Here is a 16,691-nt window from a genome sequence, read left to right on the forward strand (position 1 = left end):
TCTAACTTCGGTTACGATGTTTCAACTTCTCATAATTATGAAGTATTTTATTTTTCTATTCCATATTTATTAATTCTTTTTTTGATTTCAAATAGACTTGGTTATTTTAAACATAACAAGAATTATAATCAAAAAATAAATGAAAAAATAAACAAATCTTTAATTAAGCTCTCTTCTTTTAAAGCACAGAATTATAGGAATGTACATCGAGAAATGAAAAAACTCTATTTGGAAAAAGAGAATATGGACAAAAGAGTATACCTCATCAAGTTGATTCAATTAAGAGAACTACTAACAACTTATAATTAATACTATTTCTTAGCAGCTTCAATCTCCTTTATTATTTCATCAAGGAGAGCCTTCTTTTCTTCAGACCATTGAGCTTTTAACCTGTCATCGATATAAGATTCAATTTCCGCTTTGGTCCTAGTCTTAGGTGATGTTGTTACTTCCTTAAACATTTCACCTTTTCCAGTAATTAACCACACCAAATTTACTTGTGGGTATTCTTTTACAATACGTTCAATAACATCACTTCCCACAGAGGCATTATTTTTTTGCATACGAAGAATGTATCCATTAGCGGTACCAATGGATATATCAAATTGCCTGGCACTCATATTTAAAGCGGAGACCAGCTGCATAATCCGATTTATGGTTTTACTCATTTCTAATAGGGATTTACAAGAGTAATAAAATAGTCATCTCTACAAATGTAACAGATTTTTATTTTAAGAGGCGGATGTTCTGAATATTTTCTATTGCTTTAAACAGAAATGTTTCTTTAGAAATGCAGAAAATAATAATAAAAGGATTAAAAAATTAAAAATATTGCTTGATTTTACCCCAAACACCTTTGGGCTTCATCATAAATTCTTCCTCCAATTCCTGCATGGATTTACCAGCATTATTTATTTTATTGAACATTTTTGCTCTTATCAAATAAATTGACGGGACAACAATTGCCATGATTGGTAATAAATAAATTATTTGAAATTCATCTAGAGTACTTGAATCATCAAAAAAGAAAGATGTAATTTGATAAATAAACATCGTGATAGGAACCAAAATTACATGGTACCACCAATGTCTGCAGGTAAAGAACCAAATAAAAAGAAACACAGCAGGCACAGCTTTACCTGTTAAAATCCACATAGCTGTATTAGCATTTTCATAAAGTCCACTTTCGTAGGTAAATAAAAAGGTGTCCCAAGTTTTTTGCTTAGGAACACCTTCATATAAATAAAATAGGTATGGAGAAGTCGCTATGAATATAGCTGTTAAACTTCCCAATAATATTTTTCTGTTAGCCCCTTGTCGGAACTTTGATTGACTTTTTATCGACGTTTGTTGTTGTTTGTCCATCTAAGTTGATTAAATCAGTTGCATGAGCTGTAAACAACATTCCACCGAAAATAGCGATTGCTAGTACGTACTTTTTAGTCTTCATAATATAAGGGATTAAATTAATTAATTGTTCAAATATAAGAAGTGCCTATATTCTAATTAGTTAAACGGACTGTTAAAAACGGACCTTTCAATCACCTTATTGTTACGGTTTTTCCGTAAATACCAGCAATAACGTGGTGTTAAGCTGCCAATTTATTTTCTAAATTTTGTACTGCTCCATAGCGTTTTTCTGGGTTAATGTTCTATTTTGGCTCAATTTGAGGGTTCTTGAGGTTTGATCTTTGCAAGAAATATTAATAATTACGGCATCTTCTGGCATGAGACTCAAAGCACGATCAGGCCATTCTATAAACACCCAATGATCATCTTGAAAATAATCTTCAAAACCGAAATTCAAGGCTTCCTCTTCATCGTTTATTCGATAAAGATCAAAATGATATATGCTAGTGTCATCCGCTGAATATTCATTCACAATTGAAAAAGTGGGACTACTAACCACATCCGTGCTACCTAAGGCACGAACCAAGCTTTTGATGAGTGTCGTTTTACCTACACCCATATCACCATTGAACAAAACCGTTTTAGATTCACAATGGTCTAAAATTTGTTTTGCTACAGAACTTAGTTCTTCTATTTGAAAGGTCATTTCAATCATGGATGATTCGCATATTATCAGCAAAAACAATTTTTTGCCTATTTCAACAAGCAATGATACACAAAATTTATCAAAAAAACTAGAAAAAAGTGTATTTCATCGGATATTTATGCATTACATAGACTTTTACTTCGGATTCATGACCACGAATGGAATGATCATTTCTTCTAACGAAACGCCGCCATGCTGATACGTATTTCTGTAATAACTAACGTAGTGATTGAAGTTATTTGGATACGCTAAAAAATAGTCTCCTTTTGCAAAAATGAATGAACTACTCATTGTCAAGGCTGGTAGTTTCACTTCTTTTGGATCCTTAACAGCTAAGACTTCTCTATCTTCATAAGTGAGACTTCTACCGGTTTTGTATCTTAAATTCAGACTGGTGTCACGATCTCCAATGACCTTTGACGGATTTTTAACATTGATAGTCCCATGGTCTGTCGTTAAAATGAGCTTAAATCCGAGATTCTGCGCCTGTTGAATCATTTCCAGCAACGGCGAGTTTTTAAACCAACTTACGGTTAGGGACCGATAGGCTTTGTCATTAGAGGCAAGCTCCTTTACAACATCCATTTCAGTTTTTGAATGCGACAGCATATCAACAAAATTATAAACAATCACAGAGAGATCATTGTCTTTAAGCGTTTTAAAGTTTTCTACTAATTTTTTACCAGCCTTTAAATTGGTGATTTTATGATATTCGGTTCTCAGGTTTTGCAATCCCAAGCGTTTCAATTGTGCATTTAAAAATTCTTCTTCATGTAAGTTTTTACCACCTTCATCGATGTCGTTCTTCCATAAATCTGGGTGTTTCTTTTCCATATCAAGAGGCATTAACCCAGAAAAAATCGCATTTCTTGCATATTGTGTGGCTGTTGGTAAAATGCTATAAAATGGTTCTTCTGAAGCCTTTTTGTAATAGTTATTTACTATGGGCTCAAAAGCTTTCCACTGGTCATAACGTAAATTATCAATGACCACTAGTAATGTGGGTTGATCGTCACTTAATTCTGGAACAACCTTGTCTTTGAATAGTTGATGCGATAGGGTTGGCGCAGCAGCATTAGATTCAAACCAAGACGCATAGTTAGATTCAATGAATTTCCCAAACTGGACGTTGGCCTCCGTTTTTTGAGATTCTAAAATCTCAGTCATTCCTACATCTTCAATATCTTCTAACTGTAATTCCCAATAAATAAGTTTCTGGTACAAATCACTCCATTCTTCAAATGAATTTACCATAGATAAATCCATGGCTATTTTTCTAAATTCTTGCTGATAATTAGACGTGGTCTTTTCTGAAATTAAACGAGAATGGTCCAAATTCTTTTTCAAGCTCAGTAAGATTTGATTAGGATTCACTGGCTTTATTAAATAATCAGCAATCTTGTTCCCAATGGCTTCTTCCATAATATACTCTTCCTCACTTTTTGTAATCATAACTACAGGAAGATTGGCTCGTTTTTCCTTAATTTCATTTAAGGTTTCAAGACCTGTTAGTCCTGGCATATTCTCATCTAGAAAGACGATATCGAAATTAGCATCATCAATAATTTCTAGGGCTTCCGTGCCACTTTGACAAGTGGTAACGTTATATTGTTTCTGCTCTAAAAAGATGATATGAGGTTTAAGTAGATCGATTTCGTCGTCAACCCAAAGAATATTTATAGTGTTCATGTATATTTGTTTAAAATTAATGTAAAAGCTATCGTTTGAAGACTCACAACAAACTTAAAATCTTTAACGACCCAATTTACGGATTTATTACGATTCCGAATTCTGAAATATTCGATTTAATCGAACATAAATTCTTTCAACGCTTGCGTAGGATTTCACAAATGGGTTTGTCTTATCTGGTATATCCTGGTGCGCATCACACCCGATTTCATCATGCCATCGGTTGTATGTATTTAATGCAGAAAGCTGTGAATGTGCTTCGTTTTAAAGGAGTTACCATTTCAAATGAAGAGGAGAAAGCGCTCTACATCGCAATTTTATTACATGATATTGGTCATGGACCGTTTTCACATGCCATGGAACATAGTATTGTAAATGGCATATCTCATGAGGAAATTTCAATGTTATTTATGAAAAAACTCAATGAAGAATTTAACGGAAGTTTAACGCTTGCCATACAAATTTTCGAAGGGAACTACCATAGGCCATTTCTATGTGAGCTCATTTCGAGTCAATTTGATATGGACAGAGCCGATTATTTGAAACGTGATAGTTTTTACACAGGTGTTGCTGAGGGTAATATCAATAGTGAACGTCTTATAACCATGTTGAATGTTGTGAATAACACCTTGGTAGTAGAAGAAAAAGGAATATATAGTGTTGAAAAATTTTTGGTAGCGAGACGTTTTATGTACTGGCAAGTGTATTTACATAAAACAGGATTAGTAGCAGAACAATTGCTAACTAGAGTTCTTAAGCGCGCTAAAGAACTCACAAGTCAAGGTGTGCAACTTCAGTCGAGCGATGCCTTGTCTTATTTTCTGAAAAACGAAATTTCTGCAAAAAACTTTGATGAGAAGGTGTTGGAAACCTTTTCTCGATTGGATGATACCGATATCATTTCAGCTATGAAAGCATGGCAATATCACGATGATTTTATTTTGAGAAATCTTTGCGACATGCTCATCAATAGAGATCTCTTAAAAATTAAAATTAAGAATAAACCTATAAAGCCAGTAACTTTAGACAAACATATCAACCGCTTGATGGAGCGTTATCCAATTTCAAAAAAAGACACCGAATATTTCGTGTTCATGGATGAAATTTCTAATCAAGCATACCAATCAGATAAGCAAACTATCAAAATATTATTGAAAACAGGAAAGGTTGTAAATATGACCAAAGCATCTGATCTTTTTAGTATTAAAGCCTTGTCCAAACCGATTACAAAATATTATATCTGTTATCCTAAATAAACGTTAACACAATTTTTCATATTTTTGCGAGAATGAACTTTACAGCACAACAAATAGCTGGAATTTTAGAAGGTGATATCGTAGGTGATCCCGAGGTTGAAGTTTCTAAACTTTCAAAAATAGAAGAGGGAACAGAAGGCTCATTAACCTTCCTGGCTAATCCTAAGTATAAGTCATTTATTTATTCGACGAAGGCCTCTATTACCATAGTGAATAAATCTTTCGAACCTGAAAATGAAATTTCAACAACCTTGATCAAAGTAGAGGACGCTTACAAGTCGTTTTCCAAACTTTTGGAATACTACAATCAAGTAAAGTTGAATAAGCACGGAATCGAGCAACCTTCATATATCTCTGAATCAGCCAATCTTGGAGATGATATTTACGTCGGTGCTTTTAGTTATATTGGTGATAACGTGGTGATTGGTAAGAATGTGAAGATCTTTCCAAGTTCTTATATTGGTGACAACGTCGTTATAGGTGACAATACCATTGTGTTTTCTGGAGCTAAAATATATTCAGAATGTCATATTGGAAATCATTGTGTCATTAATTCTGGAGCTATTATAGGTGCTGACGGATTTGGATTTGCACCTAATGAAAAAGGTGAATATACCAAAGTGCCTCAAACGGGTAATGTCATTATTGAGGATTTTGTTGATGTAGGTGCAGCGACTACTATTGATAGAGCAACACTGGGTTCTACAGTGATAAGACGTGGCGTGAAACTAGACAATCAAATTCAGATCGCACACAACGTAGAGATTGGAAAAAATACAGTAATTGCTGCTCAAACTGGAATTGCAGGTTCTACTAAAATTGGTGAAAATTGCCAAATTGGCGGACAAGTAGGAATTGTTGGACATATCACTATTGGCAATAATGTCAAGATTCAGGCACAATCTGGAATAGGGCGTAATGTTAAGGATAATGAAGTCCTACAAGGATCGCCAGCCCTAAATTATGGTGACTTTAATAAATCATATGTATACTTTAAAAATTTACCCAAGATTGTTAAGGGTATTAATGATATAGAAAAAAAAGTAAATGGCAATAATTAAAACAGACGTTAAACAAAGAACAATAGAGAAGAAAGTTTCTCTTACAGGCGTTGGATTGCATACAGGAAAAAATGTGACACTTACCTTTTGTCCTGCTCCTGTAAATAATGGTTTTTCCTTCAGACGAATTGATCTTGAAGGCTCACCAGTAATTGAAGCTGATGCCAATTATGTGACAAATACCCAAAGAGGTACTTGTTTAGAAAAAAATGGTGTGACTATTCAAACTTCGGAGCATGTGCTTGCGGCTTTAGTTGGATTGGATATTGACAACGCTATCATAGAACTCGATGCTTCTGAACCTCCAATAATGGATGGTTCTTCCAAATTTTTTGTAGAAGCACTTGAAACAGCCGGAATTACAGAACAAGATGATTTTAGAGAAGAATATGTCGTTTCCGATGTCATTTCTTATTCGGATGAAGAGTCTGGTAGTGAAATTTTGGTAATGCCAGCTAAGGAATATCAAGTCACAACAATGGTCGATTTCGGTACCAAAGTATTGGGTACTCAAAATGCGACATTAAATAGTATCACTGATTTTAAAACGGATATTTCAGACTCAAGAACCTTTAGTTTTCTTCATGAGTTGGAAATGCTACTTGAGAATGGTTTGATAAAAGGTGGCGATTTAAATAACGCCATTGTTTATGTGGATAAAGAATTATCGCCAGAAACAATGGATAAATTGCGAATTGCTTTTAATAAAGATTCTATAGCCGTAAAGCCGAATGGCATTCTAGACAACTTAACATTACACCATCCTAATGAGGCGGCTCGTCATAAGTTATTGGATGTTGTAGGTGATTTGGCATTAGTTGGGACAAGAATTAAAGGAAAAGTAATTGCAAATAAACCTGGACACTTTGTCAATACACAATTTGCAAAGAAAATTTCCAAGGTTATTAAAAATGAGCGACGCAATAACGTCCCTCAAATAGATTTGAATCAGGAACCTTTGATGAACGTCAATCAAATCATGGATATGCTGCCGCACAGACAGCCATTTTTGTTGATAGATAAAATATTTGAATTGTCTGAATCACATGTTATTGGTGTTAAGAATGTGACCATGAACGAAGAGTTCTTTAAAGGACATTTCCCAGGAGCACCAGTGATGCCAGGAGTTCTTATTGTTGAGGCCATGGCGCAAACGGGTGGGATTTTAGTTTTGAGTACCGTTCCTGATCCTGAAAATTACTTGACCTTTTTTATGAAAATAGATAAAGTAAAATTCAAACAAAAAGTAGTGCCAGGTGATACCCTTATTTTTAAGTGTGACCTCATAACACCTATACGTCGCGGTATTTGCCATATGCAGGGCTATGCTTATGCCAATGGTAAGCTTTGTGCTGAAGCGGAATTAATGGCGCAAATTTCAAAAGTTAAATAAGATGAACCAACCACTAGCATATGTACATCCTGGAGCAAAAATTGCTAAGAATGTCGTAATAGAACCTTTTACAACCATCAATAGTAATGTCACCATTGGTGAAGGCACCTGGATTGGGAGTAATGTGACCATCATGGAAGGTGCTAGAATCGGAAAGAACTGTAATATTTTTCCTGGTTCGGTTATTTCAGCAGTACCTCAAGATTTAAAGTATAATGATGAAGATACATTAACCATTATTGGTGATAATGTTACCATCAGAGAATGTGTGACCATCAACAGAGGAACAACAGATCGCATGAAAACAGTGATTGGTGATAACTGCTTGATTATGGCGTACTGTCATGTCGCTCACGATTGTGTGGTAGGGAATAATTGCATCTTTTCAAATAACAGTACCTTAGCTGGTCATATAACTGTTGGAGATTATGTGGTATTGGCAGGAATGACAGCTGTTCATCAATTCTGTTCCATTGGTAATCACGCCTTCGTCACAGGTGGTTCTTTGGTTAGAAAAGATGTGCCACCGTATGTGAAAGCAGCTCGAGAGCCATTATCGTATGTTGGAATCAATTCTGTCGGTTTGCGTAGACGTGGTTTTTCTACTGATAAAATCAGAGAAATTCAAGATATTTATCGCATACTTTATCAAAAAAATTATAATAATTCTCAGGCTTCTGACCTTATTGAAGCTGAAATGGAAGCAACACCCGAACGTGATGAAATCTTACAATTCATCAAGAACTCGCATCGAGGCATCATGAAAGGGTATTTCAAATCAAATTAAAACAGACTAATTAAATTATGGCAAGTACTTCAGATATAAGAAATGGATTATGCATCAGATATAATCATGATATCTATAAAATTATAGAGTTTTTACACGTAAAACCTGGAAAAGGTCCAGCATTCGTAAGAACCAAATTAAAAAGTGTAACCACAGGAAAGGTCATTGACAACACGTTTTCCGCAGGACATAAAATTGACGACGTGAGAGTCGAGACTCATAAATTTCAGTATTTATACAACGATGGGGAGTTTTATCATTTTATGAACGAAGCCGATTACACTCAAATTAGATTGTTGGAAGCGGCCTTGGATAGACCAGATTTAATGAAAGAAGGGGAAGTGGTAACCGTGCTTATCAATACGGAAGATAACCTACCGTTATCTGTGGAAATGCCAGCCAGTGTGATTTTAGAAGTAACTCATACTGAACCAGGTGTTAAAGGCAATACCGCAACGAACGCTACAAAACCAGCAACCGTTGAAACAGGAGCAGAAGTAAATGTACCACTGTTTATCAATGAAGGTGATAAGATTAAGATTGAAACCGAAAAAGGAACCTATAAAGAGCGTGTTAAGGAATAATCATGAAGTTTCCTAGTTCCTACACCTTAAAAGACATCGCCAAGCTTATCGACGTAGATTATGTTGGAGCTGATGATTTTCCAGTTCTTGGCATGAATGAAATTCATGTAGTTGAACCAGGTGATATTGTTTTTGTGGATCATCCAAAATATTATGATAAAGCGTTGCAATCAGACGCAACCATTGTACTCATTAATAAACAAGTGGCATGTCCCGAAGGAAAAGCGCTTTTAATTAGCGATGATCCTTTTAGAGATTTCAATAAACTAACACAGCATTTTAAGCCATTTAAAGCTTCTAATGTGGCTATTTCCCCTTCAGCTAAAATTGGAGAGGGTACCATTTTACAACCCAATTGTTTTATTGGTAACAATGTGAGCATTGGTAAAAACTGTGTGATTCATTCAAATGTCAGTATATATGATGATACCGTCATCGGTGATCACGTAACAATTCATTCGGGAACGGTGTTAGGTGCCAGTGCTTTCTACTATAAAAATAGACCTGAAGGATTTGATCAATTACGTTCTGGCGGACGTGTGGTTATTGAGGATCATGTGGATATTGGTGCCCTGTGTACTATAGATCGAGGGGTGACTGGAGACACGACTATTGGAGAAGGTTCGAAATTAGATAATCAAATTCAAATAGGTCACGATACCATTGTAGGTAAGAAGTGTTTGATTGCATCACAAACTGGGATTGCTGGCTGTGTCGTGGTTGAAGATGAAGTGACACTCTGGGGACAAGTAGGTGTTAAAAGTGGCATTACTATCGCCAAAGGAACTGTGATTTATGCACAATCTGGTTTAGGCGAAACTACAGCTCCTAATAGTACTTACTTTGGTTCGCCAGCGACCGACGCTCGAGAAAAATTTAAGGAAATGGCCTATATCAGACAACTTCCAGAATTAATAAAGCAACTAAAAAAGAAATAAATGTCTGCAAAAGAACTTGTTAAGAAATTTTATGATTTAGACTTGGCCAAAGCTGACAATGCCATCGATTTTTTTCATGAAGATTGTCAATTGCTATGGAATAGTAGTAACGGGTTTACCACGTTGGATTTCGAGGGCATTCAATCTATGCTAAATGGTTTGAAAAAAGCTTTTCATTCCTTCAATTACCGCATAAGCCATTTATTAGAAGATGGTGATACGGTGACAGCACGATACACTATTTATGTGACACCGATTGAACGCCCTGAAAAAGAAGATCCTTTAGCACATTTCATCTCTATATGGGAGATTAAGGATGGTAAACTCTTTAGAGGACATGAGATAAGTCAGTTGGCAGATGATAGTTCTAAGAGCTTAAATTCTTATGCTGAAATAAAAGTTTAAAAACTTTTAAAAATCATATTCAAAAACTTATTTTTGCAAAGCAAATTTTGCAGTCAAAAACGATACATAAATCAAATAAAACAAACACAAATGAGCGTTTTAGTAAATAAAGATTCAAAAATAATTGTTCAAGGATTTACAGGAAGTGAAGGGACTTTTCACGCTGGCCAAATGATTGAATACGGTACCAATGTTGTGGGAGGTGTAACACCAGGAAAAGGCGGACAAACGCATTTAGAGAAGCCTGTTTTCAATACTGTAGCCGAAGCCGTCAAGGAAGTTGGAGCAGACACGACTATTATTTTTGTACCACCTGCATTTGCTGCAGACGCTATTATGGAAGCTGCTGATGCTGGGATTAAGGTAATTATTACTATTACTGAAGGTATTCCTGTTGCAGATATGATAAAAGCTTCTGACTATATAAAAGGAAGAGATTGTAGATTGGTTGGACCAAATTGTCCTGGTGTTATAACACCTGGAGAAGCAAAAGTAGGTATTATGCCTGGTTTCGTTTTTAAGAAAGGAAAAGTAGGAATTGTTTCTAAATCAGGAACCTTAACTTACGAAGCAGCTGATCAAGTAGTTAAACAAGGTTTAGGTATCACGACAGCTATCGGTATTGGTGGTGATCCAATTATTGGTACAACAACGAAAGAAGCCGTTGAATTATTAATCAATGATCCAGAAACAGAATGCGTGGTGATGATTGGTGAGATTGGTGGTCAATTGGAAGCAGATGCGGCGAAATGGTATCAAAATAGTGGAAGTAAAAAACCTGTGGTAGGATTTATCGCTGGTGAAACTGCTCCTGCAGGAAGAACTATGGGGCACGCTGGTGCGATTGTTGGAGGTAGTGATGATACGGCTCAAGCTAAAAAAGCCATTATGAGAGAATGTGGGATTCACGTGGTGAATTCACCTGCGGAAATAGGTAAAAAAGTGGCCGAAGTTATGGGTTAATTTTTAGATAAATTATGTTGAAAGCAGCCTATTGGCTGCTTTTTTTGTTTGAAAGGGTCAATCTTTTTTGATAATGAGCAAAGATGTATCCAAGTATTTAGGTTTATTGAAGTATCCAAAAAACAATAATTTTAAAATTTATACAAGATGAAACTTTTTATAACCCTATGCCTGACCCTCTCTTTCGTCATGGGTAATGCTCAAGATCCGATGCTTCAAAATAATGATGAAAGTCTCGAGGATTCAGCTTTACGTATTACAAGAGATTATAACGATGAACTCGCTTTAACTCAAAAACAATTTATGCTCTTTCAGAAGAAAGTAGAAGAATACTTAATCAGACGGGAAAAAATTGAGAAAACCTTAGAAGGAAAAGAAAAATTAAATGCCTTGTTTAATATGCAACAAGTTGAAACGCGAGAAATGAATGATATTCTTACACAACCACAAATGGATGTGTATCGCAAAGTGAAACCTAAAATCCAACCTTTGGATAAAGTGGAATAGCACTAACAAAATAACGCTAACTCTGTTAAAAACCTCACAACAATTTGTGAGGTTTTTATATGTTGTGCAACTTGTAATTGCTATATTTGAATACCAACTATTTTAATTAATAAATATTAAAAAATGAAATTATTAGAAGGAAAAACCGCAATTATTACTGGTGCGAGTAGAGGTATTGGTAAAGGTATTGCTGAAGTTTTTGCACAACATGGTGCTAACGTTGCGTTTACATACAGCTCATCTGTGGAAGCTGCCAATGCTTTGGAAAAGGAATTGAACGATTTAGGCGTTAAAGCCAAAGGTTATCAAAGTAATGCCGCGAGTTTTGAAGAAGCTCAAAAGCTTGCAGAAGATGTGTTAGAAACATTTGGGAGTATCGATATTTTAGTAAACAATGCAGGTATTACAAAGGACAACCTTCTAATGCGAATGGGTGAGGAGGATTTCGATAAGGTCATTGAAGTCAATCTTAAATCTGTGTTTAATATGACGAAAGCGGTTCAAAGAACCATGCTGAAACAACGTAAAGGTTCTATCATAAATATGAGTTCTGTTGTAGGTGTTAAAGGAAATGCTGGACAAACGAATTATGCAGCCTCGAAAGCAGGAATCATTGGTTTTTCAAAATCAGTAGCGCTTGAATTAGGCTCTAGGAACATAAGAAGTAATGTGATTGCACCAGGTTTTATTGAAACTGAAATGACAGCAAAATTAGATGAAGAAACTGTTAAAGGATGGCGAAATGCTATTCCATTAAAGCGAGGAGGATCTCCTGAAGATATTGCCAATGCTTGTGTTTTCTTGGCTAGTGACATGTCGGCTTATGTCACCGGACAAACCTTAAATGTTGATGGCGGAATGCTAACTTAATGTAAAAAAAGTGAAAAAATCACTCATTATTACGATTGTATGCCTGCTAACAATCAATTTTGGACGCGCACAAGATTGGTCTAAATATAAATCGGAAGATTTAGCTTTTTTGGCATACTTTCCTCAGGAACCTACAAGAACCGTTCAAAAGGTTGAGACGGTTGTTGGAACTTTAGATATGCATATGGTTATGTATACTCCGACAGTTGAAGATGCCAATGCGGTGTATTCCATCATTAAGTCGGATTATCCTGAATCACAATTTGAGAATGCAGATGCTAGTTATAATAATTCTGTGTTGGATGGTGCAGTTAACGGTGCTGTGAATAATGTGAACGGTAAATTAGTTTTTGATAATAAAATTAGCTTAAATGGTTTTCCTGGTAGAAGTGTCAAGATTGAAATGCAAGGTGGATTCATTTATATTAGAGCCTATTTAGTTCAAAATACCATGTATATATCGCAGGTTATATGTTATACTGATAAAGATAATAACGATAGCATTGCACGTTTTTTAAATTCATTTGACATCATTAAAGTAAAATAAAGCCAAGTGCAAAATAGCACACTGTTATATATCATTTTATCTGGAATCATAGCGCTAGTATTAGCGCTTTTTCAGTATGGTTATCAATCAAAACTGAAAGGCATAAGACAATGGGTCTTGTCAGTATTGCGATTTGTTAGCTATTTTTCAATCTTTTTGCTGCTAATCAATCCGAAATTTGACAAGGTCACTTACTATAATGAAAAACCAAATCTTGTTGTAGCGGTTGATAATTCTGAATCGGTGACGTATTTGAACCAAACGGACAATGTCAATAGTCTTATCAATAGTCTCAAAGAAAATGAAGCCTTGAACAATCATTTCAATGTTGAATTTTACCGTTTCGGAAAGGATTTTCAACAATCAGATTCTTTAGCATTTGCTGATAGTCAGTCTAATTTATCACTAGTTTTTGAACGATTGTCAGAGATATATAATAATTCCGTGTCACCTACAGTGCTCATTTCCGATGGTAATCAAACTTATGGTAATGACTACGTCTATGCCACAAGACGCTTTAAGCAAGCGGTTTTTCCTGTTGTTTTGGGTGATACCACCACATTTACAGATATCAAAATTCAACAATTAAATGTGAATCGATATGCCTATCTAAAAAACAGATTTCCAGTGGAAATCATGATGACTTACAATGGAAATAAAACGGTTAATACAGAGTTGCAATTGGGCATAGGGAATTCGGTCGTTTATTCGCAACCCATCACATTTAGCAAAAGTCAAACATCTCAAATTGTTAACGTCACCTTACCTGCAAATAATGTTGGTGTTATGAGTTATAAGGCTCAGGTGTTACCGCTTGAAAACGAGAAAAACACCATTAATAACGTCAAGAATTTCGCGGTTGAAGTCATCGATCAAAAAACCAATGTGGCCATTGTTTCAGACATACTGCACCCAGATTTAGGAGCGTTGAAAAAGTCTATCGAGAGTAACGAACAGCGCAATGCGGAGATTTTAAGCGTGTCAGACTATCTCAAAAAATCTGCAGATTTTCAACTAGTAATCGTGTATCAGCCAACGAATAATTTCAGAGCCTTATTTAATGAGATGAACCGTCTTAAACAGAACAAAATTATCATTGCTGGACCTAAAACAAATTGGACCTTACTCAATCAACTTCAAGAGTATTATAATCAGGAATTGACCTACCAAACAGAAGATTTTCAACCAACACTCAATCAAAACTATTCTACGTTTATAGTCGATAATCTTAATTTTAGTGAATTTCCACCTCTCAAAGGCGAATTTGGAGAAGTGTCTTTTACGATACCGTATGAAACCATTCTCTTTAAGACGGTTAGCGGAACTGAATTAGAGACACCTTTAATGGCTACTTTTGAAATCAATGATAAGAGAGAGGCTCTAATTTTAGGAGAAGGTATTTGGAAATGGCGCGCTCAAGCGTTTAGGGACGAAGGTTCGTTTAATACCTTCGATAATTTTATTGGTAAAATAGTACAATATCTAAGTACAAATAAACGTCGTTCAAGATTAAACGTGGATTATGAGTCTTTTTATAATGGCAATGACAATGTTCGAATTACCGCACAGTTTTTTAATAAAAATTATGAGTTTGATGATAATGCCACATTGAACATCGTGTTGAAAAATAAAGAAAATGCTCAACAGATATCATTCCCATTCATACTAAAAAACACGAACTATGAAGTTGATTTAAGTGGGTTAGATCCTGGAGATTATAGTTTTACAGTCTCAGCATCCAACGAGAATATTTCCAAATCTGGAAGTATCAAAATTTTGGATTATAATGTCGAGCAACAATTTCTAAATGCCAATGTAGATAAATTACAGAGCTTAGCATCAGATAGTGGAGGTGCTTCCTACTTTATCAACAATGCAGATGCCTTGATTAATGACCTTATAAATGATAATCGTTTTGCAACCATACAAAAAAGCACTAAAAAAGTTGTACCTTTAATCGATTGGAAATATCTTCTCGCACTTATCGCCTTGAGTCTTGCCGCAGAATGGTTTATTAGAAAATACAACGGATTAATATAAAATAAAACTATGGAAAAATTACCTAAAATAGCATTACCATTTATCGTATTTGCTGTTATCGTATTAATATTATTAGTAAAATCGTCTGTCACTATAGACTCAGGTCATGCAGGTGTACTGCATGAGACGTTGGGCAATGGTGTAGATCCTGACAAAGAACCTTTAGGGCCTGGATTTCATATTATTGCACCTTGGAATCGTGTTATTGATTATGAAACACGTCAGATGGAAGTTCCTGAGAAAATGTCGGTACTATCATCAAATGGTCTCGATATTAAATTAGACGCTTCGGTTTTATACATACCAGATTATAAAAACTTAGGTCGTTTACACAACGAAAAAGGAGAACAGTATTTGAATCGTGTGCTGCAACCTGCTATAAGAAGTGCAGCAAGAAGTGTTGTGGGACGGTATACACCTGAACAATTATACTCTAGTAAGCGAGACGCTATTCAGGAAGAAATTTTTGAAGAAACCAAAAAAATTGTCGAACCGCAATACATTATTTTAAAGGATATTTTAATTCGGGATGTGACATTGCCACCAACGATAAAACAAGCTATTGAAAGAAAGCTTAAACAGGAGCAAGAATCTCTTGAATATGAATTTAGATTGGTGACTGCGGAAAAAGAAGCAGAAAAAGTGCGGATTGAAGCTCAAGGTAAGGCCGATGCCAACAGAATTCTTAGCGCATCTTTAACCGATAAAATTCTACAGGATAAAGGGATTGATGCCACTATAAAATTATCAGAATCAGATAATAGTAAAGTCATTGTGATCGGTTCTGGAGATTCAGGAATGCCTATTATTTTAGGAAATCAATAAAATGAAAAGGTTGCTGTTTTTGTTTTTATTACTGGGTTCACAGGCGATTGCCCAAAGTGAACATACCAGTAATTTAAGTCAAAACTTGGTAGGTTATTACGACACGGCATCCACAACGCCATTACGAGTTTTTAATGGGATCAATGGTCATGTTGTAGCATCATTACGTCCAACGACTGATAAAAAAAGTTGGTTAAAAATTACCATTGCTGAAAGCGAAAACGATTGGTTTAGAATTGAGCAAATTGAAAGCATGCCTGATGGAATTCAAAATAACGATGTTAGAAACGGATGGATTCCTAAAGCGGGTGTGATGCTGAATATTGATAGCTCTGATGCTGATAAGACGATTTATATTTACGATGAAGCGTCATTGAATTCTAATAGAATCCATAAAATGGATCGTTGTCAGCCAGTTTATTTGTTAGATATCAATGGAACTTGGGCTAAAATTGTGTTTCAGGTTGGTCGTAAAAAGGTAGAAGGATGGCTTAATTATCAAAACCAAGTGGCATATCCTTGGTCCACTTGTGAAATTACGAATTAAAGAACCAAATACTAATAATTTCTTAATTCTTTAAAATGATTTGGAATTGTAAATAATATTTAGCAACCTTTGTATAACACAAAAAGACATGAATTTTATTCAATTACATCATCATCATTTTCATACTTGCACTCAAGCGAGCTGAAAATGTATTGAATAAATCAAGATATTTTTAAAACCGTTTGAGTAAATCAAGCGGTTTTTTGTTTGTCACCGTTCAAAT

18 protein-coding genes are annotated in these 16,691 nt (G+C 35.2%); 14 read left to right on the plus strand and 4 right to left on the minus strand.

Features of this window, described 5'->3' with window-relative positions; all coding sequences use genetic code 11:
- Window positions 1-311: 311 nt before the first annotated feature.
- The 4 genes from ACU8DI_RS06120 to porX form a co-directional block, all read right to left on the minus strand.
- Window positions 312-644: a hypothetical protein gene (locus ACU8DI_RS06120; RefSeq protein WP_447111874.1), complete on the minus strand. Its 333-nt coding sequence runs from the start codon at window positions 642-644 to the stop codon at window positions 312-314.
- A gap of 178 nt (window positions 645-822) precedes the next feature.
- On the minus strand, window positions 823-1,365 hold the full coding sequence (locus ACU8DI_RS06125) for a hypothetical protein (protein WP_447111875.1): 543 nt from the start codon (window positions 1,363-1,365) through the stop codon (window positions 823-825).
- Window positions 1,366-1,609: 244 nt separating this feature from the next.
- Complete coding sequence (tsaE, locus tag ACU8DI_RS06130; protein WP_447111876.1) at window positions 1,610-2,056, minus strand: tRNA (adenosine(37)-N6)-threonylcarbamoyltransferase complex ATPase subunit type 1 TsaE; 447 nt, start codon at window positions 2,054-2,056, stop codon at window positions 1,610-1,612.
- A gap of 135 nt (window positions 2,057-2,191) precedes the next feature.
- Window positions 2,192-3,745 (minus strand): T9SS response regulator signal transducer PorX, encoded by a 1,554-nt coding sequence (porX, locus tag ACU8DI_RS06135; RefSeq protein ID WP_447111877.1) that lies wholly within the window; start codon window positions 3,743-3,745, stop codon window positions 2,192-2,194.
- A gap of 35 nt (window positions 3,746-3,780) precedes the next feature.
- On the opposite strand from porX, the gene ACU8DI_RS06140 reads away from it, so the two are divergent.
- The 14 genes from ACU8DI_RS06140 to ACU8DI_RS06205 all read left to right on the plus strand — a co-directional run bounded on the left by ACU8DI_RS06140 (window position 3,781) and on the right by ACU8DI_RS06205 (window position 16,468).
- On the plus strand, window positions 3,781-5,001 hold the full coding sequence (locus tag ACU8DI_RS06140; RefSeq protein WP_447111878.1) for an HD domain-containing protein: 1,221 nt from the start codon (window positions 3,781-3,783) through the stop codon (window positions 4,999-5,001).
- Window positions 5,002-5,033: 32 nt separating this feature from the next.
- Window positions 5,034-6,062 carry a UDP-3-O-(3-hydroxymyristoyl)glucosamine N-acyltransferase gene (lpxD, locus tag ACU8DI_RS06145; protein ID WP_447111879.1) on the plus strand — a complete coding sequence of 343 codons (1,029 nt, stop codon included), beginning with the start codon at window positions 5,034-5,036 and terminating at the stop codon, window positions 6,060-6,062.
- Complete coding sequence (locus ACU8DI_RS06150) at window positions 6,049-7,455, plus strand: bifunctional UDP-3-O-[3-hydroxymyristoyl] N-acetylglucosamine deacetylase/3-hydroxyacyl-ACP dehydratase (RefSeq protein WP_447111880.1); 1,407 nt, start codon at window positions 6,049-6,051, stop codon at window positions 7,453-7,455. Before lpxD ends, ACU8DI_RS06150 begins: the two co-directional genes overlap by 14 nt.
- A 1-nt stretch (window position 7,456) precedes the next feature.
- Window positions 7,457-8,242 (plus strand): acyl-ACP--UDP-N-acetylglucosamine O-acyltransferase, encoded by a 786-nt coding sequence (gene lpxA, locus ACU8DI_RS06155; protein ID WP_447111881.1) that lies wholly within the window; start codon window positions 7,457-7,459, stop codon window positions 8,240-8,242.
- 17 nt (window positions 8,243-8,259) lie between these two features.
- The gene (efp, locus tag ACU8DI_RS06160; protein WP_447111882.1) at window positions 8,260-8,826 is read left to right on the plus strand and encodes an elongation factor P; all 567 of its coding nucleotides are present in this window, start codon (window positions 8,260-8,262) and stop codon (window positions 8,824-8,826) included.
- Window positions 8,827-8,828: 2 nt separating this feature from the next.
- Window positions 8,829-9,764: a UDP-3-O-(3-hydroxymyristoyl)glucosamine N-acyltransferase gene (locus tag ACU8DI_RS06165; RefSeq protein WP_447111883.1), complete on the plus strand. Its 936-nt coding sequence runs from the start codon at window positions 8,829-8,831 to the stop codon at window positions 9,762-9,764.
- Entirely contained in the window at window positions 9,765-10,169 is a 405-nt protein-coding gene (locus ACU8DI_RS06170; RefSeq protein WP_447111884.1) for a nuclear transport factor 2 family protein, read from the plus strand.
- 90 nt (window positions 10,170-10,259) lie between these two features.
- A complete protein-coding gene (gene sucD, locus ACU8DI_RS06175; protein WP_447111885.1) occupies window positions 10,260-11,132 on the plus strand; it encodes a succinate--CoA ligase subunit alpha in 873 nt (290 codons plus the stop codon).
- A 147-nt stretch (window positions 11,133-11,279) separates the two neighbouring features.
- Complete coding sequence (locus ACU8DI_RS06180; protein ID WP_447111886.1) at window positions 11,280-11,639, plus strand: hypothetical protein; 360 nt, start codon at window positions 11,280-11,282, stop codon at window positions 11,637-11,639.
- Window positions 11,640-11,762: 123 nt separating this feature from the next.
- Window positions 11,763-12,509, plus strand: coding sequence for a 3-oxoacyl-[acyl-carrier-protein] reductase (gene fabG / locus ACU8DI_RS06185; protein ID WP_447111887.1), 747 nt, complete (start codon window positions 11,763-11,765; stop codon window positions 12,507-12,509).
- A gap of 10 nt (window positions 12,510-12,519) precedes the next feature.
- Window positions 12,520-13,056, plus strand: coding sequence for a hypothetical protein (locus tag ACU8DI_RS06190; protein ID WP_447111888.1), 537 nt, complete (start codon window positions 12,520-12,522; stop codon window positions 13,054-13,056).
- Between the two features lie 6 nt (window positions 13,057-13,062).
- Window positions 13,063-15,096: a VWA domain-containing protein gene (locus ACU8DI_RS06195; RefSeq protein ID WP_447111889.1), complete on the plus strand. Its 2,034-nt coding sequence runs from the start codon at window positions 13,063-13,065 to the stop codon at window positions 15,094-15,096.
- A 9-nt stretch (window positions 15,097-15,105) separates the two neighbouring features.
- Entirely contained in the window at window positions 15,106-15,921 is an 816-nt protein-coding gene (locus ACU8DI_RS06200) for a prohibitin family protein (RefSeq protein ID WP_447111890.1), read from the plus strand.
- A 1-nt stretch (window position 15,922) separates the two neighbouring features.
- On the plus strand, window positions 15,923-16,468 hold the full coding sequence (locus ACU8DI_RS06205) for a hypothetical protein (RefSeq protein WP_447111891.1): 546 nt from the start codon (window positions 15,923-15,925) through the stop codon (window positions 16,466-16,468).
- Window positions 16,469-16,691 lie beyond the last annotated feature (223 nt).

The organism is Psychroserpens sp. BH13MA-6, assembly GCF_052983595.1.